A 19,937-nucleotide genomic window follows, 5' to 3' on the forward strand; every position below is an offset into this window, starting at 1 on the left:
GCTGACCGCCGCTGACCTTGATCTCCGTAATCTGCACACATCCGGAACTGACCGGGAATGAGACAAGGAGATACACCATGCGCAAGACCCTGATCGCTCTGATGTTCGCCGCCGCCCTGCCGACCGTGGCCATGGCCATGCCGGAAGGCGCAGGTCCCATGGGTCCGATGGATGGCCCGCGACACAGCGAACACATGCGCGGCAAAGGCCCCTACAGTCAGCTGGACCTGAGCCACGAACAGCGCCAGCAGATTCGCAAGCTGATGGGTGAGCAGATGCACGAGCGCAAAGAGCTAGTGCAGAAGTACCTGGAAAAACTGTCGCCGGCCGACCAGAAGGCCATGAAGGACGAGATCGCCGCCAAGCGCCAGAAAACCGAAGCGGATATCCGCGCCCTGCTCAAGCCGGAACAACAGAAAGAGTTTGACGCCATCCAGAAGAAACACGCCGAGCGCCGCGCCGAATGGGCCGAATTCAAGGCCTGGAAAGCGCAACAGCCGCAAAAAGCGCAATAATGCTCTAGCGCTTATCCCATAGCCCAGTGGCGCCCCCACTGGGCTTTCCTTGTTTGAGGACTTCCCGTGCGTTCATTGTTCTGGCGCATCCTCGCCAGCTTCTGGCTGGCCATCACCCTGGTTGCAGGGCTGTCGATTCTGCTTGGCCATATGCTGAACCAGGATGCCTGGATCCTCAGTCGCCATCCGGGCCTCAATACCCTGGCCGAGGAGTGGACGCGCACCTACGAAGAACAGGGCGAAGACGCCGCCCAGGAGATCCTCGAGCAGCGCAAGCACCAGTACCACGTCAACGTACAGGTGCTGAACGAAGCTGGCGACCCGGTGGTCCGCGGTACCTTCCCGCGCCGCGCGGCGGCCCTCGAGGCCCGGCAGAACAACGATGACCGGCGCCTGCCCTGGCGGCGCCTGACCGCCGAATACACCAGCCCGAAAACCGGCGACACCTACCTGCTGATCTATCGCATTCCCCACCCGGAACTGGACGCCTGGCACCGCGACAGCCTGCTGTGGCCGCTGAGCGCCCTGACCATCGCGCTGGTGGTGCTGACCCTGTTCAGCCTGCTGGTGACCCTGTCCATCACCCGCCCCCTCAGCCGTTTGCGCGGTGCGGTGCATGACCTGGGGCAAACCACTTACCAGCAGAACAGCCTGGCTCGCCTGGCCGCCCGCCGCGACGAGTTCGGCGTGCTGGCCAAGGACTTCAACCGCATGGGTTCGCGCCTGCAAAGCCTGATCGGCAGCCAGCGCCAGCTGCTGCGCGATGTCTCCCATGAGCTGCGCTCGCCGCTGGCGCGCCTGCGCATCGCCCTGGCGCTGGCCGAACGCGCCACGGCCGAGGAACGCGAGCGCCTGTGGCCGCGCCTGACCCGCGAGTGCGATCGCCTGGAAGCACTGATCAGCGAAATCCTGGTGCTGGCCCGGGTCGATGCCGACAACGCCAGCGCCGAAGAGGTGGACCTCAATGCCCTGCTCGACAACCTGCTGAAAGATGCCCAACTGGCCTGTCCGGAACAGCCGGTGAAGATCCAGGCCGAATCGCCGCTCAGCCTCAAGGGCTGGCCGACCATGATCGAACGGGCGCTGGACAATCTGCTGCGCAATGCCCAGCGCTTCAACCCGGCCGGACAGCCGATCGAAGTGCGGGCATTGCGTCAGGGAGACCGAATTGTGCTCAGCGTGCGCGATCACGGCCCCGGGGTGGAAACCGAACATTTGCGTCAGTTGGGCGAACCCTTCTACCGCGCCCCGGGCCAGACCGCGCCGGGTCACGGACTGGGCCTGGCCATCGCCCGGCGCGCCGCGGAACGCCACGGCGGCAGCCTGACCCTGGACAATCATCCCCAGGGCGGCTTTATCGCCAGCCTGGAGTTGCCGTTGGTGCCTGACGTTACGGCCCAGGCCTGAGAAGCTTCGCGGGCAAGTCGGATCGCCGCCCGCTCGCTCCTGCAGACTCGCGTCGTTCACCTATCTGGCGAACGGCACTAACTTGTAGGAGCGAGGCTTGCCCGCGATTAGCTATCCGCGACACCGCAACTCTACGATCAGGCCTTGCCTGACCAGGCACTGACGAACTCCGCCGTATCCACCTTGGGCGCGACCCGTGGCTCGTTCAGCGGCGTGCCCAGGTACAGGAAGGCGATGATTTCTTCACCGTCGCCCAGGCCGAGCCCCTTGGCCACATGGGGCGAATAGGACAGCTCGCCGGTACGCCACACCGCACCGATCCCCTGGGCGTAGGCCGCCAGCAGGATGCCGTGGGCAGCACAGCCGGCCGCCAGCCGCTGCTCCGATTTCGGCACCTTGACGTGCTCCTGCAAGCGGGCCACTACAACCACCACCAACGGCGCGCGCAGCGGCATGGCACGGGCCTTGTCCAGGGCCGCCTGGGTCACTTCGCCACCCTGCAATTGCACCGCTTCCACCAGCAGCTCGCCCAACTGTTCACGGGCCGCGCCTTCCACCGTCAGAAAGCGCCAAGGCCGCAACTGGCCGTGATCCGGGGCGCGCAATGCCGCCGCGAACAGCGCTTCGCGTTGCGCCGCCGTCGGCGCCGGGTCCACCAGACGCGGTACGGAAACACGGTTGAGCAATGCGTCGAGAGCCTCCATCGGCCACCTCCTGAAAAAAATGTCCGGCCATTCTACCGATAAGTGCCTTCCGGGTGCCGGTTTACATGCTCCGCACCGCAGGTAGAATGGCGCCCTCCTTATCAGCCCCGAGCGGACCTCATGGCGTTGCCGACCCTACGGATCATTGGTTTCATCATCGGCATTTTCCTGATCACCCTGGCCATCGCCATGGTCATTCCGATGGCGACGCTGGTGCTGTTCGAGCGCACCGGCGACCTGCCGTCGTTCCTCTGGGCCAGCATGATCACCTTCATCGCCGGCCTGGCCCTGGTGATACCCGGGCGCCCGGAGCATGTGCACCTGCGTCCGCGGGACATGTACCTGCTGACGGTGTCCAGCTGGCTGGTGGTGTGCATCTTCGCCGCCCTGCCGTTTTTGCTGACCCAGCACATCAGCTACACCGACTCGTTCTTTGAAAGCATGTCCGGCATCACCGCCACCGGCGCCACCGTGCTCAGCGGCCTGGACACCATGTCGCCGGGCATCCTGATGTGGCGTTCCCTGCTGCACTGGCTCGGCGGCATCGGCTTCATCGGCATGGCGGTGGCGATCCTGCCGCTGCTGCGCATCGGTGGCATGCGCCTGTTCCAGACAGAGTCCTCGGACCGCTCGGAAAAGGTCATGCCGCGTTCGCACATGGTGGCGCGGCTGATCGTGGCGGCCTATGTCGGCATCACCATTCTCGGCAGCCTGGCCTTCTGGTGGGCCGGGATGAGCCTGTTCGACGCGATCAACCACGCGATGTCGGCGATTTCCACCGGCGGCTTCTCCACCTCCGACAGCTCGCTGGCGCACTGGCCGCAACCGGCGGTGCACTGGGTGGCGGTGGTGGTCATGATCCTCGGCAGCCTGCCGTTCACCCTGTACGTCGCCACCCTGCGCGGCAACCGCCGGGCGCTGATCAAGGACCAGCAGGTCCAGGGCTTGCTCGGCATGCTGCTGGTGACCTGGCTGGTGCTCGGCACCTGGTACTGGTGGACCACCCAGCTGCATTGGCTGGAAGCCCTGCGTCACGTCGCGCTGAACGTCACCTCGGTGGTCACCACCACCGGTTTCGCCCTGGGCGACTACAGCCTGTGGGGCAACTTCTCGCTGATGCTGTTCTTTTACCTGGGCTTCGTCGGCGGCTGTTCCGGCTCGACCGCCGGCGGGATCAAGATTTTCCGCTTCCAGGTCGCCTACATCCTGCTCAAGGCCAACTTGAACCAGCTGATCCACCCGCGCGCGGTAATCAAGCAGAAATACAACGGTCACCGCCTCGACGAGGAGATCGTCCGCTCGATCCTGACCTTCTCGTTCTTCTTCGCCATCACCATCTGCGTGATCGCCCTGGCGCTGTCGCTGCTGGGTGTGGACTGGATGACTGCCCTGACAGGTGCGGCCAGTACGGTGTCGGGGGTGGGCCCGGGCCTGGGCGAAACCATCGGCCCGGCCGGCAACTTCGCCACCCTGCCGGACGCCGCCAAGTGGATTCTGTCCCTGGGCATGCTGCTCGGCCGGCTGGAAATCATCACCGTATTCGTGTTGTGTATTCCGGCATTCTGGCGTCACTGATCACGGCCCCGGACTCCTGCAATCGCGCCCGGTATTCGCCGGGCGTGGCATCGAACCAGCGGCGGAAAGCGCGGAAAAAGTTGCTCGGGTCGGCAAACCCCAACAGATAGGCAATCTCCAGCAGGGTCATGCTCGGCTGCGCCAGGTACTGCTCGGCCAGCTCACGACGGGTGTCGTCGAGCAGGGTCTGGAAACTGGTGCCCTCCTCCTGCAGACGCCGTTGCAGGGTGCGCTGGGACAGGTGCAGGGTCTGGGCCACGGCTTCGCGTTTCGGCTCGCCCTGGGGCAACAACCGGCACAGCGCCTGGCGCGCCTTGTGCGTCACCCGGCTTTCGGAGAACCGCGCCAGGTACTCACCGGCAAAACGGTCATGCAGCAGCGCCATGGCTTCATTGGCGGTCGGCAATGGCGCTTCCAGATCGGCACGCTCGAAAATCAACGCATCGTAAGGCGCGTTGAACACCAGCGGTGCATGAAACGCCTGCTTGTAGGGCTCCAGATCGACCGGCACCGCCCCCTGCATCAGTACCTGACGCGGCTGCAGCGTCCGCCCGGTCAACCAGCCACACAGCGCCAGCGCACAGGCCAGAGAGGCTTCGGCACTTTGCCGGGTCGGCGGCAGATGATCGCCGTGCACCGTCAGAATCAGCGCATAACCTTCAGGTAAAAGCCGGAAACTCAGATCAGCGCTTTCCGCGATGATCCGCTGGTAGCGCACCAGGCGCTGGAACCCCTCGGCCAGGGTACGACTGGACATCAAGGCATACCCGGCCACGTTGAAGGAGGCCGGTCGCACCACCTTGCCCATGTTCAGGCCGATCGCCGGGTTGCCGGACTGTTCCACCGCTCGTTGCCAGAGACGGGTCATCGAGTCCTGGGGGAAGCGTGCGTCCGGGTCGTCCAGTGCGGCATAGTCGAGCCCGATCTGCTTGAACAATGCACGGCAATCCAGGCCGTCCATCTCCAGAGCTTTGACAATTCCCATCGCCCAGCTTGCAGAAGTCGTTCGTTCGCTCATGGTGGGTTCTTTTACATGATGAGCCGCATGCCACGGCCGATTTCCCAAGGATACTAAAGTGGCGCCTATTGTCACTGGCCCCAGCCATTGATGACTCTAGACTCAAATAAGCTCCCCGCAGAGTGTCCCGCTGACAGAACAACAACCACAGAGATCGCAGTCGTGGATAACATCAAGCAATTCAACAGCTTCGCCGAGTTCTATCCCTATTACCTGAGCGAACACAGCAACAGCACCTGCCGCCGCCTGCACTTCGTGGGCACGACCCTGGTGATCTTCATCCTCGCCTTCGCCATCGGCAAAGGCGCCTGGCTGTTGCTGCTGGCCCTGCCGGTGGCCGGCTACAGCTTCGCCTGGGTCGGTCATTTCTTCTTCGAGAAGAACCGCCCGGCCACCTTCCAGCATCCGCTCTACAGCCTTCTGGGCGATTTCGTCATGTACCGCGACATGCTGACCGGCAAGGTGCCGTTCTAGGCCTGGCCGGACAGCAAGCCGTCCCGCGCAGCCAGTGCAGGATTGGATCCAAGGCATAGACTCCAATCGTTGCGCAAAAAACAACAAGAGGATTGCCGATGAACGCTCATGCCCGTTTCACCCACATGAAGGATGGCACCCAGGAAGACTGGGCGATCATCGCCGCGGATTTCAGCGCCTACGCCAAGCAGTTGCCGGCACGCATCGTGGCGCACCTGAAGTTGCTCGAGGGCGATTTTGGCGGCTTCCCGGTGGACCGCCTGACCCACTCGCTGCAAACCGCCAGCCGGGCCTGGCATGACGGTCGCGATGAGGAATATGTGGTCTGCGCCCTGCTCCACGACATCGGCGACACCCTGGGTTCCTACAATCACCCGGACATCGCCGCGGCGATCCTCAAGCCCTTCGTCAGCCCCGAGAACCTGTGGATGGTGGAGAAGCACGGGATTTTCCAGGGCTACTACTTCTTCCATCACCTGGGCATGGACCGGCACCTGCGCGAGCAATTCAAGGACCATCCGCTGTATCTGCGGACCGCTGAATTCTGTGCCAAGTACGACGCCGCGGCATTCGATCCAGAGTACGACAGCCTGCCCCTGAGCTTTTTCGAACCCATGCTCGAACGCCTGTTCGCCCAGCCGAAAAACTCGATCTACAAGGCAGCCATGCAGGAACACGCGCCGGCCTGAGGCCTGCTGCGCAGGCCATCGCGGGCAAGCCTCGCTCCTACGGTTAGAGTAGGAGCGAGGCTTGCCCGCGATAACCTCAGATCAGGCGACCGAACCCTCAAGCCAGCTCCGCGACCTTGGCCAGTTCGGCCTTGCGCTGCGCCTCCCGCGCCTGGGCATCGGCCAGGCGATACAGCTCGATGGTGCCGTCCCAATGCTCGATCAGGGCGGTGCACGACTCGACCCAATCCCCGCAATTGAGGTAGTCCACTTCGCCGACCTTGCGGATCTCGGCATGGTGAATGTGCCCGCACACCACGCCGTGCAGCTCACGCTTCACGCATTCGTGAGCGATGGCTTCCTCGAAGTCGCTGATAAAGCTGACCGCGGTCTTGACCTTGTGCTTGAGGTAGGCCGACAACGACCAGTAACCGTAGCCGTAGCGCGCCCGCCAATGATTCAGCCAGCGGTTGAGGGTCAGGGTGAATTCGTAGGCCGAGTCGCCGAGAAAGGCCAGCCAACGGTGGTAACGGGTGATGACATCGAACTGGTCGCCGTGGATCACCAGCAGGTGGCGGCCATCGGCGGTGACATGCACCGCCTCGTCCACCAACTGGATATTGCCCAGGATCAGCTTCGAATAGCGGCGCAGGAATTCGTCGTGGTTGCCGGTGACATAGATCACCTCGGTGCCGCGCTTGCTCATGGTCAGCAGGCGGCGGATCACATTGGTGTGTGCCTGGGGCCAGTACATGCCGCCGCGCAGCTTCCAACCGTCGATGATGTCGCCGACCAGGTAGATCCGGTCGGCGTGATAACCCTTGAGGAACTGCGACAGATGCTCCGCCTGGCAGTCCCGGGTACCCAGATGCACATCGGAAATCCACAAGGTGCGCACGCGTTGTTTACGGCTGGGTCTGGCGAGTTCGGCACTGGTCATGGGCACACTCCTGCATTTTTTGCGAGCTTGCACCCGGGCGATTAATCGCCTGTGACAGAAATACGGCAGTCCGATGACAGCGCTTGACCCCAAGCCGCCGGTGTAGACTGCCGTTCTGCCAAGGAGACTGCGATGAGACCGATCCTCACGCTACGCCAATACAGCCACGACCTGATCGTCCACAGCCACGAACACGCGCAACTGGTGTTCGGCCTGTCGGGCCAGCTCGACTTCGAGGTCGACGGCCAGGGCAGCCAGGTGGTCCAGCAGAGTTTCGTGGTGGTGCCCTCCGGCGCCCACCATGCCTGCGGCAGCCCCAACGGCAGCCGCTGCCTGGTGCTCGATGTGCCCGATGAACATTGGCTGGTGCAGTCGCTGGGCGATCACGCCGATGCCAGTCGCCGCCTGCTCGACAACGCCGGGCGCCTGCCCCTGGATACGGCGCAGAGCCAACTGGTCAACTGGCTGGCCGGCAGCCCGGTCAACGACCCGCTGATTGCCCAGCAAGGCGCCGTGCTGTTGCTGGCCAGCCTCAACCAGGCCAGCCCCGCCAGCGTCGGCGGCCGACGCCTGCCCTATGCCGCCCTGAATGCCCATATCGACCAACACGCCGCCCATCCGCTACAGGTGGCCGACCTGGCGCGGATCGCCGGGCTGTCCAGCGCTCGCCTGCATGCACGGTTTGTCGCCGAATGCGGGCAGACGCCGATGGACTACATCCGTAGCCGGCGCCTGCACATGGCCGCCGGCCTGTTGCGCGACTCGGCACTGCCCATCGGTGAAATCGCCAGTCGCGTCGGCTACAGCTCCCAGAGTGCTTTCGCCGCGGCGGTGCTGCGCGAGTTCGGCGTCTCCCCCGGCAAGCTGCGACGCACCACAGGCCACCGCTAGGCTGTCGACAAAAAACGCGAGGATCGCGACAGACCGGATCCCGCCAGGCTTTTAGACTGGCACCGCTCCGCTCAACCGTCTTGAAGGATTGAAATGACTCCGCGTACTGCCCTTGGCGCCCTGCATATCGGCGCATTGATGTTCGGCCTCACCGGTGTATTCGGCAAACTCGCCGCCGCTTCGCCGGCCATCATCGTCTTCGGGCGCGCGGCGTTCGCGGTGCTCGCCCTGGCGTTCTTCGCCCGCTGCGCCAGCAGCATCCGCTGGCAACGGCTACAGGCTACGGACTGGTGGCGCCTGCTGCTCAGCGGCCTGCTGCTGGCCGGGCACTGGGTGAGTTTCTTCATCGCGGTGAAAGTCGCAGGCGTGGCCATCGCCACCCTGGGTTTCGCCAGCTTCCCGGCCTTCACTGTGATCCTCGAGGGGCTGATTTTCCGCGAGCGCATCCGCCTCAACGAAATCGTTTTGGTGGCACTGGTCAGCGTCGGCCTGGTGCTGGTCACGCCGGATTTCGACCTCGCCAGCCAAGCCACCAGCGGGCTGCTCTGGGCCGTGGGGTCGGGCCTGCTGTTCGCCCTGCTGTCGCTGAACAACCGCGCCAGTTCGGCGCGCATCCCGGCGGTGCAGGCAGCGCTGTGCCAGAACGTGGTGGTTGCCTTGTGCCTGCTGCCGGTGGCGGCGCCGGGCCTGAGCGAGGTGCGCGCCATCGACTGGTTATGGATCAGCCTGCTCGGCATCTTCTGCACCGGCCTGGCCCACAGCCTGTTCGTCGCCAGCCTCGCGGTGATCAAGGCGCGCACCGCGGCGGTGGTGTTTGCCCTGGAGCCGGTCTACGGGATTACCGTGGCATGGCTGCTGTTCAACGAAACGCCGACGCTGCGCATGCTGATCGGCGGCGTCTTGATCATCTTCGCCATCGTGGTCTCCAGCAGCCTGTCCGGCTCAAGCAAAAAAACCGTAGCAGCAGAAGCAGCGTCTCACTGAGTGCGGTCGTTGTGACCGAGGTCGCGCTGCGGGTCGATCTGGTCGCGCACCCGCTGCTTGAGCACCTTGGCTTCGGGGAAACCGCCATCGGCCTTGCGCTCCCAGATCTGTACGCCGTCGCAGGTAATGCGAAACGTGCCGCCGGTGGCCGGTTCCAGGGACACCTTGCCCAGGTCGTCGCTGAAGGTGCTCAGCAGTTCCTGGGCCAGCCAGGCGGCGCGCAGCAGCCACTGGCACTGGGTGCAATAGGTGATGACCACTTCCGGTTTACGTTCTGTCATGGTGCTGCCGACTCCTGGGCTCAAGGGCGTCGTTATAATAGCCGCCTTTATCGCTCGCCCCGAGATCCATGATGCGTCGTTTGCTGTCCTGCCTGCTCCTGTGTTTGCTCCCCGTGTTCCTGCACGCCGCCGAGGCGCCACGGCCGAAGATCGGCCTGGTGTTGTCCGGTGGCGCGGCCCGTGGCCTGGCACATATCGGCGTGCTCAAGGCCCTGGAGGAGCAAGGCGTGAAGATCGATGCGATTGCCGGTACCAGCATGGGCGCGGTGATCGGCGGGCTGTACGCCTCGGGCTACAAGATCGACGAGCTGGAAAAACTGGCCCTGGGCATCGACTGGCAACAGGCGCTGTCCGACGCGCCGCCTCGGGAAGACATACCCTTTCGGCGCAAGCAGGACGACCGCGACTTCCTGGTGAAACAGAAACTCAGCTTCCGTGACGACGGCAGCCTCGGCCTGCCGCTGGGGGTGATCCAGGGCCAGAACCTGGCGCTGCTGCTGGAAAGCATGCTGGCCCACGCCAGCGACACCCGGGACTTCGACAAATTGCCGATCCCCTTCCGCGCGGTCGCCACGGACATCGCCAGTGGCGAGAAAGTGGTATTTCGCAAGGGCCACCTGCCCCGGGTGATTCGCGCCAGCATGTCGATCCCGGCGGTGTTCGCCCCGGTGGAGATGGATGGCCGGCTGCTGGTGGACGGTGGCATGACCGACAACATTCCACTGGATGTGGCCCGCGATATGGGCGTGGACATCGCCATTGTGGTCGACATCGGCACCCCGCTGCGCTCGCGCCAGCAACTGGCGACCGTGGTCGATGTGCTGAACCAGTCGATCACCTTGATGACCCGGCGCAACTCGGAGGAACAACTGGCGTCCCTGCACAAGAGCGACGTGCTGATCCAGCCACCCCTGGCCAGTTTCGGGGTCACCGACTTCGGCCGCGCCCAGGAAATGATCGACGCCGGCTACCGCGCCACCCGCATCCTCGACGCACGCCTGGCGCCGCTGCGCCGGGCCGAACCTATGGATGCCGAACTCAGCGCCGCGCGCACGCCCAGCCAGCGCACCCCGATCATCACCGCAATCCGGGTGGAAAACGATTCGAAGGTCAGCGACGACGTGATCCGCTACTACATCCGCCAGCATATCGGCGAGCCTCTGGACCTGGGCCGGCTGCAGACCGACATGGGCACGCTGTACGGCCTGGACTACTTCGAGCAGGTGCAATACCGCGTGGTCCACAAAGGCAATGACCACACCCTGGTGATCAACGCCCGGGGCAAACGCAGCGGCACCGACTACCTGCGCCTGGGGCTGAACCTGTCCGACGACATGCGCGGCGACAGCGCCTTCAACCTGGGCGCCAGCTACCGGGTCAACGGCATCAACAGCCTCGGCGCCGAATGGCTGACCCGGGTGCAGATCGGCGATCAGCAGGAGCTCTACAGCGAGTTCTATCAGCCATTGGATGTCGGCTCGCGCTACTTCATCGCGCCTTACATCGGCATCGAATCGCAGAATATCGAAGCCGTGCTGGATAACGACCCGATCGCCGAATACCGCCTGGAGCGCTACGGTTTCGGCCTCAATATCGGGCGCCAGATCGGCAACAGCGGCGAGATCCGCTTCGGCGTCGGCGAGGCCTGGGGCAAGGCCGATGTGCGCGTCGGCGACCAGGACCTGCCCAGCGAAAGCTTCAACGAGGGTTACTACGAACTGCGCTACTCGTTCGACTCCCTGGACAATGTCTACTTCCCCCACGCGGGCGAGGACATCGGCCTGTCGCTGCGCCAGTTCGAACCCAGCCTGGGTTCGGACAAGCGCTACCGGCAGTGGGAGTTCAAGCTGGACAAGGCCCTGAGCAGCGGTCCGAACACCTTTATCCTCGGTGGTCGGTATGGCCGGACCCTGGATGAGGCCGAAGTGGTGACCTCGAGCTTCGTGCTGGGCGGCGCCCGCCAGCTGTCGGGCTTCCGCCAGGACGCCCTGTCGGGCCAGAACATCAGCCTGATGCGGGGCGTCTACTACCGGCGGCTGACACCCCGCTCCTACCTGCCCCTGGACTTCCCGCTATATATCGGCGGCTCCCTGGAGCGAGGGCGGGCCTGGAACAACGACAACGAGTTCGACAGCGGCTACATCAACGCCGCCAGCGTCTTCCTCGGTTTCGACACGCCGCTGGGGCCGCTGAACTTCAGTTATGGCATCAACGACGACAACCAGAAAGCGGTCTACCTCAACTTGGGCCAGACGTTCTGAGTCTCAGTGTCCGACTCAGCCTTGGTGGCGGAGCCCGGCTCGTCTGGCTCTTCCAGGCGCCAGACGATCGAGTCGGCATTGAAGGGCGCCGGTGTGGCAGCGGGAGACGCCGGAACGCTGGCGGGCTCGGACGGTGCGATCAGGTCCCAGTCGACATCGATCGAAGGCTCGCGATCGGCAAGCCGCTCTCCTGCCACGGGCTGTACCGGAGCAACCGGGGGTGTTGATCTCAACGACTCCTGGGCTGCCACTGTCGTCACAGCAGTGGCCAGCGTTCGTGTGGGCCGGTTCTCGGGGGTCAACCGCGCTTCCGCTACGGCTGCGGACTGACGACGGCGACGCATGACCAGCACCACCAGCAAGGCCATCAGCAGCAAGGCGGCAAACATCAGCCAGGGATTCGAGCCTTCGACCTCTGGCGCCTGTTCGGCTGGCGGAGGTGGACTGACGGCGGTAGGTGTCGCAGGTGCGGAAGCCGGGGCAGGATTATCAGCAGGCTTGTTCCGGACTTCGGCCAACTGACGTTGCAGCTCCACCAACTGTTGCTGCTGGCGCGCCAGTTGTTCGTCCCGTTGCTGCAATGTGCTCTGCAGCGCTCGGGCCTGGTCCTGCAATTGCTGGTTGGCCTGCTGGGCTTGCGCCAATTGTCCGGCTATAGGGTCAAGCGTCTTGGCCACCGCAGGGGGAGCCTGGGTGGCAATCGCCGGTTCAGGTTTCGCTATTTCCCTCGGGGCAGGAGCTATCTCTGGGCTGCCCGGGGGATCGATCAGCAGCGTGTACTCGCGCAACTGCCGGCCATTGGCCTGGTTCACCTGCAACAGGAAATCCAGGAACGGCTCGTTCACCGGCTTGCTCGACACCACCCGGATCACCCTGCGTTCACCCTGCAGGATCGGGGTAAAGCGCAAGTCCTCGAGAAACGGCAAGCGCTCGACACCGGCCTGCTTGAACTCGCCGGCCGTCGCCAGGCTGACCGCCAACTCGCCCTCCTCCAGGCCTTGCGCCTGCACCAGGGCGATCTCCGCCTCCAGCGGCTGGTTCAGCGCCGAATGCACGGTGATTTCGCCCAGGCCCACCGCCGAGGCCAGGGGCGAATACAGGGTCGCCAGCAGCGGCAGAAGGAGCCAGGGACGATTTCCCAGACAAGATGACCCGACGGCGCCGCGCAGAGCGGCCAGCAGACTCTGGAACATGAGCAACCTTTTTTGAGGACCGAAAGCGACCACAGCGGCGATACGCTGGCTGCGCATGCCGCTGTGGACCTGGTATTTCTTATAGTCCGCCGGTGTCGGTAGCTCAAAAATCCGCGGCGCTAGTTATGCCTCAAGACTTTTCCAGATTGGCCAGGATATGCGCGTGAACCCGCATGCATACCCGCATATCCTCTTCATCGACACCGACGAACAATTCACTGCGCAAGGCGGTGGCGATGGTTTCGATCTGCTCGATCAAGGGCAGCGCCGGGGCGCACAGAACGATCTTCTTCGCCCGGCGATCCTCGACCACCGACTGCCGTTGCACCAGGCCCTGGGTTTCCAGGCTGTCGAGCAGCCGCGCCAGGGTCGGTCCTTCGACGCCGACACTCTGGGCAAGTTCACGCTGGGTCGGAGCTTCATCGAAACGGGCGAGGTGCAGCAGCACCAGCCAGCGGGCCTGGGACAGGCCAAGTCCGGCCAGACGGCGATCCAGTTCGGCGCGCCAGCCTCGGGACATCTGCGCCAACTGCATGCCAAAACGGTGTTGATCGGTTAACGGCATAGACAACTCATGAGTTAGTAGACTGAAAATTAAGAAAAACTAATTATTAGTCAGCTAAGCATGACAGTTGCCGAGTGGCAAGGTTTGCCATGAACTGAATCGTTACATCTTGCCGCCGGACAATTCACATTTCGAATTCCGATTCCAGCGCCGCACGCACGCAATACAGCACACCTTCCGGCACGCGACCGGCAAACAGCTCGGCCACTTCGCTCACCGAAGGCAGCTCGCCTTCGCCGTCGAGAAAGGCGTCCTGGATCTCGCCGAGCAGGTCTTCCGGCAAGTCCAGCGCCTGCTCCAGGGACAGCTGCTGCTTGCCCACGGCTTCGGCGAGCATTGTGTAAACGTTCTTTTCCGAGCACTGCAATTGCCCGGCGATCTGCAGCGGCGTCATACCGGCGCGGGCCAGGGTAATCAGCTCGTGGCGGATGTCGGCCACCACTTTCGGCACTTGGGCCTGGCCGCCCAACACTTCGAGGAACGCCTCGCCGTAGCGCTCCAGTTTGCGCGCGCCGACGCCGCTGACCCGGGCCATTTCCGCCAGGGAGCCGGGCTGGCTGCGGAGCATTTCCAGCAGGGTGGAGTCGGGGAAAATGACATAGGGCGGCACGCCATGTTCTTCCGCCAGTTTGCGCCGCAGGGCGCGCAAGGCTTCCCACTGTTCGCGCTCTTCGCCACGTACCAGTTGGCTGGCCTGGCTGGTGCTGCTCTTGGCGGCGGTCTGCGGCTTTATGTCGCGGCGCAGCTCCAGGCTCACCTCGCCCTTGAGCAGCGGCCGGCAGCTGTCGCTCAGACGCAGGCCGCCGTAGCCTTCCAGATCGATGTCGGCCAGGCCGCGGGCCACCAGTTGGCGGAACAGCGAGCGCCATTCGCCTTCGCTACGCGCCTTGCCCACGCCGAACACGGAAAGATGCTGATGGCCGAAGCTGCGGACCTTTTCCGTGTCCTTGCCCAGCAGCACGTCCACCAGGTGGCCGACGCCATAACGCTGGCCGGTACGATAGATCGCCGACAGCGCCTGGCGCGCCGGCTCGGTGGCATCCCAGGTCTGCACGCCATCGACGCAGTTGTCGCAATGGCCGCATGGCTGCGGCATGTCTTCGTCGAAGTAGGCCAGCAGGGTCTGGCGCCGGCAGCGGGTTTCCTCGCACAACGCCAGCATGGCATCGAGCTTGTGCTGCTCCAGGCGCTTGTGGCGCTCGTCGCCCTCGGAGTTCTGCAGCATCTGCTTGAGCATCAGCACGTCCTGCAGGCCGTAGGCCATCCAGGCATCGGCAGGCAGGCCGTCACGCCCGGCACGCCCGGTTTCCTGGTAATAGGCCTCGAGGGACTTGGGCAGGTCCAGGTGCGCCACGAACCGCACGTTGGGCTTGTCGATACCCATGCCGAAGGCGATGGTCGCGACCATGATCAGCCCTTCCTCGTTGAGGAAACGCTTCTGGTGATAGGCGCGCAGTTCGCTGGGCAATCCAGCGTGATAGGGCAACGCCGGGAAGCCCTGCTCGCAGAGGAATGCGGCCACCTCGTCGACCTTCTTGCGCGACAGGCAGTAGACGATGCCGGCGTCGCTGCGCCGCTCGCCGAGGAACGCCAGCAGCTGCTTGCGTGGCTGCTCCTTGGGAACGATGCGATAGAAGATGTTCGGACGGTCGAAACTCGAGAGGAAACGCTCGGCATTCTGCAAGTGCAGGCGATTGACGATTTCCTCGCGGGTCCGCTTGTCCGCGGTGGCGGTCAGGGCGATGCGCGGCACCTGGGGAAACATTTCCGCCAGTTGGCCCAATTGCAGGTATTCCGGGCGGAAATCATGCCCCCACTGGGACACGCAATGCGCCTCGTCGATGGCGAACAGGGCGATGTCGAGGTTCTGCAGGAACGCCAGCATCCGCGGTTGCACCAGGCGCTCCGGCGCCAGGTACAGCATCTTCACTTCGCCCCGCCGGATGCGCGCGGCCAGGTCGCGCTGCTGCTCGGCGCTCAGGGTGGAGTTCAGCGCCGCCGCGGCGACCCCGAGTTCCTCCAGGGTCGCGACCTGATCGTCCATCAGCGCGATCAACGGCGAGACCACCACCGCCAGACCCTCGCGCAGCAAGGCCGGAACCTGGAAGCACAACGACTTGCCGCCGCCGGTAGGCATCAGTACCAGGGCGTCGCCGCCACTGGCCACGCGCTCAATGATCGCACCTTGGCGGCCACGGAAACTGTCGTAGCCGAAGATGTCCTTGAGGACGCGCTGAGCCTGTTCGAGCATGAAAAACTCCAAAAATCGCTGAAATCCCTGTGCGCAGGCTGGCCGAAAAGACCACGGTTTTCACTGACAAATCCGTTAGCGGACTTTTCCTGGACCGTTACGACGCCTGCCGGGCATCACAAAACGCGCAAGTATACCCGAGCGCTTGCCGGCGAAGGGCGACGACAATGGACCGCTGGTAACCTTCAGGCTCTGCATGAAAAGTGGCTGCACGCTGGGCGCCTTCGGCGCTACGCAGGCCATGCTGCGCGCTAGACGCCTACGGCGTTACGCAGAAACAGGCTCGGAATGCTCATGTAGGTCCCTACAGTCGGGCGCGACCCCGGCCGTTCCTCGCCTGTTTTTGCCTTGCCTGGCCTTCGCTCGCCGACTTTCCTGCAAAGCCTGGAAGCGCGCAAATCTGCGCTGCGGCTGGCCTGAGCGCTCAAGAAGGCCTAGAATTCAGCATCGTTTATTCCCAAGGTAGTCCTTCAATGTCCTTCGCTGAGCAATTAACCCGCCTGCAAGCCTTCCTCGACGCCGATGAGCTGCATGACGAGGCGCTGGACTATGTGGCCGCCCACGGCTACCTGACTGCGCTGTCCATCTGTTCCGAAAGCGTTCCCGACCGTGAGTGGATCGACGCCCTGTTCGCCGAGGAGCCGCACTACAGCGACGCCGCCCAGCGCGAAGAGATCGAATCCACCCTGATTGCCCTCAAGGCCCACATCGCCCGCCAACTGGCCTCCGACGAAGAGTTCGAGCTGCCGTGCGACCTCGACCTCGGCGACGAGCCGGACGACTCCGACCTGCGCGGCTGGTGCATCGGCTTCATGGAAGGCGTGTTCCTGCGCGAAGCGGCCTGGTTCGAGACCGCCGAGGAAGAAGTCAGCGAGATGCTCCTGCCGATCATGGTCGGTTCCGGCCTGTTCGACGAGCAACCCGAGTTCTCCGACATCGCCAGCGATGCCAATCTGATGGACGACATGATCGTGCAGATCCCGGAAGCCCTGACCGCGCTGTACCTGCTGTGCAACGCGCCGGACGAAAAACCGGCCATTCTCAAGCCCCGCCACCACTGAGTCACTGCCTATGGCCAAGCCCATAGGCAACCGCCCCCTGATCCTGCGTTACGTTCTGCTGGCCATCGGCTGGCTGAGCGTAGTGCTGGGGGTGACCGGCATCTTCCTCCCGGTATTGCCCACTACCCCTTTCCTGCTGCTGGCCGCCGCCTGCTTTGCCCGCAGTTCGCCGCGCTTCTATCAATGGCTGGTGGACCATCCGCGGCTCGGCCCATGGATCCGCGATTACCTGGACGGCCACGGCATTCCGCTCAAAGGCAAGGTCTACGCCATCGGCCTGATGTGGCTGAGCATCGGCCTGTCCTGCTACCTCGTGCCCCTGCCCTGGGCCCGCGGCTTCATGCTGACCAGCGCGGTGCTGGTGACAATCTACATCCTGCGCCAGAAGACCCTGCACAGGCCTTGAGCCCGGCCCTTGCGCGCCTCCTTCCTCTGCTCGTGGCAACCCGACCAGCTGCCCATGCTCGCGAAAAATACCGCCTAGACTTCAGAAACCTGCATTCGAGCAGCCCGCCATGCCCGCACGTTCGCGTCGCCCCGAGTGGACACTGCTCCGGCCTCGGCTGGCCGGCTGGTCGCTGTTGCTGGTCTGTTTATGGACCGACCCGGGCAATGTGCGGGCGAACTGGGAATTCGTTTCTGTCCTGAGCACCTTCGAGCACCGCCATCAGGTCCTGGGCCCGGCCCGGGAGCGTCTCGACGCCTGGAACCAGTTATTGCAGGACGTGACCGGGCAACCGGAAGACGAACAACTGAATGCCATCAACCGCTTCTTCAACCAACAACTGAGCTTCAAAGAGGACCAGCGCACCTGGCAGCAGAGCGACTATTGGGCCACGCCGATCGAGGCCCTGCTCAAGGGCGCCGGGGATTGCGAGGACTATGCGCTGGCCAAGTATTTCAGCCTGCGCAGCCTGGGGGTTTCCAGCGACAAACTGCGCCTCACCTACGTCAAGGCCAGGCGCGGCAACCGGCCGCACATGGTCCTGGCCTATTACCCCAGCCCCGGCGCCGGACCGCTGATACTGGACAACCTCAGCAATGACATTCGTTCCGCCGCCCAGCGCCAGGACCCGAACCCGGTATACGCCTTCAATGCCGAGGGGCTGTACCTGCCCGGAGCCGCGGGCGACACGCGCAGCATCGATCCGAAAAAACTCTCGCGCTGGCAGGACGTGCTGAAAAAGATGCAGGACGAGGGCTTCACCGTGGGTAATGGCTGATCCGACAAGGAGTGCCGAATGTCGCTACTCAAGCAACTGTTTCTCGCCATCTGCCTGTTCCTGCTGGTGGCCTTCAGCGGCAGTTTTTTTGTCAGCCTGGAAAGCTCCCGCGAGCAGATGCTCAGCCAGTTGCGCTCCCACGCCCAGGATGCGGCCACCGCCCTGGGCCTGTCCCTGACCAGCCAGGTCGACGACCCGGCGATGATGGAACTGATGGTCAGCTCGATCTTCGACAGCGGCTACTACAACAGCATCCGGGTGGTGAACATCGAAGACGAAAGCCTTCTGCTGGAGCGTTCGGTGCCCGCCAACATCGAAGGCGTCCCCCAGTGGTTCGTCAGGCTGGTGAACCTGCACCCGCAAGGCGGCGACGCCCTGGTCATGCGCGGCTGGGAACAGGTGGCGCGGGTGGAGGTGCTGAGCAACCCGCAGTTCGCCCTGGCCAGGCTCTGGGACAGCAGCCTCGGCGGCCTGCTCTGGCTGCTGGTCTGCGGGCTGCTCAGCGCGGTGTTCGGCGGCTGGCTGCTGCGGCGCCAGTTGCGACCGCTGGATGCCATGGTCAGGCAGGCCGAAGCCATCAGCCACCGTGAGTTCATCAGCCTGCCGACGGCGCCACGCACCCCCGAACTCAAGCGGGTGGTCCTGGCCATGAACCAGATGGTGGAAAAACTCAAGGCCCTGTTCACCGAGGAGGCTGCGCGCAGCGAGAAGCTGCGGGCCGAGTCCTATCAGGACAGCCTGACCGGCCTGGCCAACCGGCGCCTGCTGGACGAACAGCTCGGCGATCAGTTGCTGCTCAACGAGCAGAGTGGCGATGGTTACCTGCTGATGCTGCGGGTCAACGACCTCAGTGGCCTGAACCAGCGCCTGGGCGGCCAGCGCACCGACGCCCTGATCAAAAACATCGGCGACCTGCTCAAGCGCATCGGCACCCAGGCCGACCGGCGCCACTGGCTGGCGGCGCGCAATCGCGGCGGCGAATTCAGCCTGCTCACGCCGGGCCTGGACAGCCGCGGCGCCGAGCGCCTGGCCATGGAAATCAGCGCCACCCTGGAGAACCTGCGCCTGACCGGGGCCAGCGACTGCACGCCGGTGGCGCACCTGGGCATCGTCGCCTACCGGCCGGGCGACCCGCTGAGCGGCGTATGGCTGCGTCTGGACCAGGCGCTGGCGCAGGCCCAGCAGCACCCCGAACGTCCCTGGGCGCTGCTGCAGGACTTCGCCGCCGGCCCCAGCCAGCCGCAGCATGACTGGCGCGCCTGGATCGACGACGCCCTGAGCAACGGCAAGTTGAAGTTGTATTTCCAGCCGGTGGTGCAGTGCGCCGACACCAGCGAGGTGCTGCATCACAAGGTGCTGGCGCGCTTGCTCGACCCGCAGGGCGAAGCCATCGCCGCCGGGCATTTCCTGCCCTGGATCGAGCGTCTCGGCTGGTCGGCGCGCTTCGACCTGGCCATGCTCGAACACACCCTGGATTATCTGGTCGAGCATGCCTGGCCGCTGGCCCTGAGCCTGTCCGGCAGCACCCTGCGCGACCCCGACGCCTTGCAGCGGATCCTCGACCAGCTCAAGGCCCTGCCCGACCTGGCCAAGTTACTGACACTGGAGATCGACGAACGCCAACTGCCCTCGGCCAGCGAGTTGCAGCAATTGAGCCAGCGCCTGCGGGACAGCGGCTACCGGATCGGCCTGCAACATTTCGGCGGCAACTTCAGCCAGATCGGCAATCTCGCCCACCTCGGCCTGGCCTACCTGAAAGTCGATGGCAGCTACATCCGCGACATCGACCGGCAAAGCGACAAACAGCTGTTCATCGAGGCGGTATTTCGCGCCACCCACAGCATCGACCTGCCGCTGATCGCCGAACAGGTCGAAACCCAGGGTGAACTGGACACCCTCAAGGCCCTGGGCCTGTTCGGGGTCATG

General features: G+C 64.2%; 19 protein-coding genes. 12 read left to right on the forward strand and 7 right to left on the reverse strand.

Going from position 1 to position 19,937, the window contains the following annotated elements:
- Positions 1–77: 77 nt before the first annotated feature.
- Together J4D28_RS05110 and J4D28_RS05115 are read left to right on the forward strand one after the other, a co-directional pair.
- Positions 78–515, forward strand: a complete 438-nt coding sequence (locus tag J4D28_RS05110; RefSeq protein ID WP_009047655.1) for a Spy/CpxP family protein refolding chaperone — start codon at positions 78–80, stop codon at positions 513–515.
- Between the two features lie 66 nt (positions 516–581).
- Positions 582–1,922, forward strand: coding sequence for a HAMP domain-containing sensor histidine kinase (locus J4D28_RS05115; protein ID WP_028681951.1), 1,341 nt, complete (start codon positions 582–584; stop codon positions 1,920–1,922).
- A 137-nt stretch (positions 1,923–2,059) separates the two neighbouring features.
- Here J4D28_RS05115 and J4D28_RS05120 read toward each other — a convergent pair whose 3' ends face one another.
- A complete protein-coding gene (locus tag J4D28_RS05120; RefSeq protein ID WP_009047653.1) occupies positions 2,060–2,626 on the reverse strand; it encodes a nitroreductase family protein in 567 nt (188 codons plus the stop codon).
- A gap of 120 nt (positions 2,627–2,746) precedes the next feature.
- On the opposite strand from J4D28_RS05120, the gene J4D28_RS05125 reads away from it, so the two are divergent.
- Positions 2,747–4,201, forward strand: a complete 1,455-nt coding sequence (locus tag J4D28_RS05125; RefSeq protein ID WP_009047652.1) for a TrkH family potassium uptake protein — start codon at positions 2,747–2,749, stop codon at positions 4,199–4,201.
- Here J4D28_RS05125 and J4D28_RS05130 read toward each other — a convergent pair.
- The gene (locus J4D28_RS05130; protein ID WP_103331162.1) at positions 4,158–5,219 is read right to left on the reverse strand and encodes an AraC family transcriptional regulator; all 1,062 of its coding nucleotides are present in this window, start codon (positions 5,217–5,219) and stop codon (positions 4,158–4,160) included. The two genes, J4D28_RS05125 and J4D28_RS05130, sit on opposite strands and share 44 nt — an antisense overlap.
- A 162-nt stretch (positions 5,220–5,381) precedes the next feature.
- Between J4D28_RS05130 and J4D28_RS05135 the strand changes: the two genes are divergently transcribed.
- Both J4D28_RS05135 and J4D28_RS05140 read left to right on the forward strand, forming a co-directional pair.
- Positions 5,382–5,693 (forward strand): DUF962 domain-containing protein, encoded by a 312-nt coding sequence (locus tag J4D28_RS05135; protein ID WP_007929744.1) that lies wholly within the window; start codon positions 5,382–5,384, stop codon positions 5,691–5,693.
- Positions 5,694–5,791: 98 nt separating this feature from the next.
- A complete protein-coding gene (locus J4D28_RS05140) occupies positions 5,792–6,382 on the forward strand; it encodes an HD domain-containing protein (protein WP_028681954.1) in 591 nt (196 codons plus the stop codon).
- 97 nt (positions 6,383–6,479) lie between these two features.
- Here J4D28_RS05140 and J4D28_RS05145 read toward each other — a convergent pair whose 3' ends face one another.
- Complete coding sequence (locus tag J4D28_RS05145; protein ID WP_009042684.1) at positions 6,480–7,301, reverse strand: UDP-2,3-diacylglucosamine diphosphatase; 822 nt, start codon at positions 7,299–7,301, stop codon at positions 6,480–6,482.
- A 132-nt stretch (positions 7,302–7,433) separates the two neighbouring features.
- Here J4D28_RS05145 and J4D28_RS05150 point away from each other — a divergent pair, with 132 nt between their 5' ends.
- Both J4D28_RS05150 and J4D28_RS05155 read left to right on the forward strand, forming a co-directional pair.
- Positions 7,434–8,192 carry an AraC family transcriptional regulator gene (locus J4D28_RS05150; RefSeq protein WP_009047649.1) on the forward strand — a complete coding sequence of 253 codons (759 nt, stop codon included), beginning with the start codon at positions 7,434–7,436 and terminating at the stop codon, positions 8,190–8,192.
- 93 nt (positions 8,193–8,285) lie between these two features.
- Positions 8,286–9,176 (forward strand): DMT family transporter, encoded by an 891-nt coding sequence (locus J4D28_RS05155; protein ID WP_009047648.1) that lies wholly within the window; start codon positions 8,286–8,288, stop codon positions 9,174–9,176.
- Here the strand turns inward: J4D28_RS05155 and J4D28_RS05160 are convergent.
- The gene (locus tag J4D28_RS05160; RefSeq protein ID WP_009047647.1) at positions 9,170–9,457 is read right to left on the reverse strand and encodes a SelT/SelW/SelH family protein; all 288 of its coding nucleotides are present in this window, start codon (positions 9,455–9,457) and stop codon (positions 9,170–9,172) included. The genes J4D28_RS05155 and J4D28_RS05160 overlap by 7 nt on opposite strands.
- Positions 9,458–9,528: 71 nt before the next feature.
- On the opposite strand from J4D28_RS05160, the gene J4D28_RS05165 reads away from it, so the two are divergent.
- Positions 9,529–11,718 (forward strand): patatin-like phospholipase family protein, encoded by a 2,190-nt coding sequence (locus J4D28_RS05165; RefSeq protein ID WP_009047646.1) that lies wholly within the window; start codon positions 9,529–9,531, stop codon positions 11,716–11,718.
- Here the strand turns inward: J4D28_RS05165 and J4D28_RS05170 are convergent.
- From J4D28_RS05170 to recQ, 3 genes are all read right to left on the reverse strand, one after another.
- The gene (locus J4D28_RS05170) at positions 11,691–12,911 is read right to left on the reverse strand and encodes a FimV family protein (protein WP_103331192.1); all 1,221 of its coding nucleotides are present in this window, start codon (positions 12,909–12,911) and stop codon (positions 11,691–11,693) included. The genes J4D28_RS05165 and J4D28_RS05170 overlap by 28 nt on opposite strands.
- A 130-nt stretch (positions 12,912–13,041) precedes the next feature.
- A complete protein-coding gene (locus tag J4D28_RS05175) occupies positions 13,042–13,476 on the reverse strand; it encodes a MarR family transcriptional regulator (RefSeq protein WP_007929752.1) in 435 nt (144 codons plus the stop codon).
- A gap of 124 nt (positions 13,477–13,600) precedes the next feature.
- Entirely contained in the window at positions 13,601–15,727 is a 2,127-nt protein-coding gene (recQ, locus tag J4D28_RS05180) for a DNA helicase RecQ (RefSeq protein ID WP_103331161.1), read from the reverse strand.
- Positions 15,728–16,200: 473 nt separating this feature from the next.
- Between recQ and J4D28_RS05185 the strand changes: the two genes are divergently transcribed.
- The 4 genes from J4D28_RS05185 to lapD form a co-directional block, all read left to right on the forward strand.
- Positions 16,201–16,788 carry a YecA family protein gene (locus tag J4D28_RS05185; protein ID WP_007929756.1) on the forward strand — a complete coding sequence of 196 codons (588 nt, stop codon included), beginning with the start codon at positions 16,201–16,203 and terminating at the stop codon, positions 16,786–16,788.
- 10 nt (positions 16,789–16,798) lie between these two features.
- Positions 16,799–17,194, forward strand: a complete 396-nt coding sequence (locus J4D28_RS05190; RefSeq protein WP_016702286.1) for a YbaN family protein — start codon at positions 16,799–16,801, stop codon at positions 17,192–17,194.
- A 109-nt stretch (positions 17,195–17,303) separates the two neighbouring features.
- Positions 17,304–18,011, forward strand: a complete 708-nt coding sequence (locus J4D28_RS05195) for a transglutaminase-like cysteine peptidase (RefSeq protein ID WP_009047642.1) — start codon at positions 17,304–17,306, stop codon at positions 18,009–18,011.
- Between the two features lie 18 nt (positions 18,012–18,029).
- Positions 18,030–19,937: cyclic di-GMP receptor LapD (lapD, locus tag J4D28_RS05200; protein WP_207246396.1), on the forward strand; the 1,908-nt coding region annotated here is incomplete at its 3' end.

The organism is Pseudomonas sp. GW531-T4 (assembly GCF_017349615.1).
Classification (GTDB): Bacteria; Pseudomonadota; Gammaproteobacteria; order Pseudomonadales; family Pseudomonadaceae; genus Aquipseudomonas; species Aquipseudomonas chlororaphis_I.

Coding starts and splice junctions, on each gene's coding strand:
- J4D28_RS05110 (WP_009047655.1), top strand. CDS start 78: ATGCGCAAGACCCTGATCGCTCTGATGTTCGCCGCCGCCCTGCCGACC.
- J4D28_RS05120 (WP_009047653.1), bottom strand. CDS start 2,626: ATGGAGGCTCTCGACGCATTGCTCAACCGTGTTTCCGTACCGCGTCTG.
- J4D28_RS05125 (WP_009047652.1), top strand. CDS start 2,747: ATGGCGTTGCCGACCCTACGGATCATTGGTTTCATCATCGGCATTTTC.
- J4D28_RS05130 (WP_103331162.1), bottom strand. CDS start 5,219: ATGAGCGAACGAACGACTTCTGCAAGCTGGGCGATGGGAATTGTCAAA.
- J4D28_RS05140 (WP_028681954.1), top strand. CDS start 5,792: ATGAACGCTCATGCCCGTTTCACCCACATGAAGGATGGCACCCAGGAA.
- J4D28_RS05145 (WP_009042684.1), bottom strand. CDS start 7,301: ATGACCAGTGCCGAACTCGCCAGACCCAGCCGTAAACAACGCGTGCGC.
- J4D28_RS05150 (WP_009047649.1), top strand. CDS start 7,434: ATGAGACCGATCCTCACGCTACGCCAATACAGCCACGACCTGATCGTC.
- J4D28_RS05155 (WP_009047648.1), top strand. CDS start 8,286: ATGACTCCGCGTACTGCCCTTGGCGCCCTGCATATCGGCGCATTGATG.
- J4D28_RS05160 (WP_009047647.1), bottom strand. CDS start 9,457: ATGACAGAACGTAAACCGGAAGTGGTCATCACCTATTGCACCCAGTGC.
- J4D28_RS05165 (WP_009047646.1), top strand. CDS start 9,529: ATGCGTCGTTTGCTGTCCTGCCTGCTCCTGTGTTTGCTCCCCGTGTTC.
- J4D28_RS05170 (WP_103331192.1), bottom strand. CDS start 12,911: ATGTTCCAGAGTCTGCTGGCCGCTCTGCGCGGCGCCGTCGGGTCATCT.
- J4D28_RS05175 (WP_007929752.1), bottom strand. CDS start 13,476: ATGCCGTTAACCGATCAACACCGTTTTGGCATGCAGTTGGCGCAGATG.
- recQ (WP_103331161.1), bottom strand. CDS start 15,727: ATGCTCGAACAGGCTCAGCGCGTCCTCAAGGACATCTTCGGCTACGAC.
- J4D28_RS05185 (WP_007929756.1), top strand. CDS start 16,201: ATGTCCTTCGCTGAGCAATTAACCCGCCTGCAAGCCTTCCTCGACGCC.
- J4D28_RS05190 (WP_016702286.1), top strand. CDS start 16,799: ATGGCCAAGCCCATAGGCAACCGCCCCCTGATCCTGCGTTACGTTCTG.
- J4D28_RS05195 (WP_009047642.1), top strand. CDS start 17,304: ATGCCCGCACGTTCGCGTCGCCCCGAGTGGACACTGCTCCGGCCTCGG.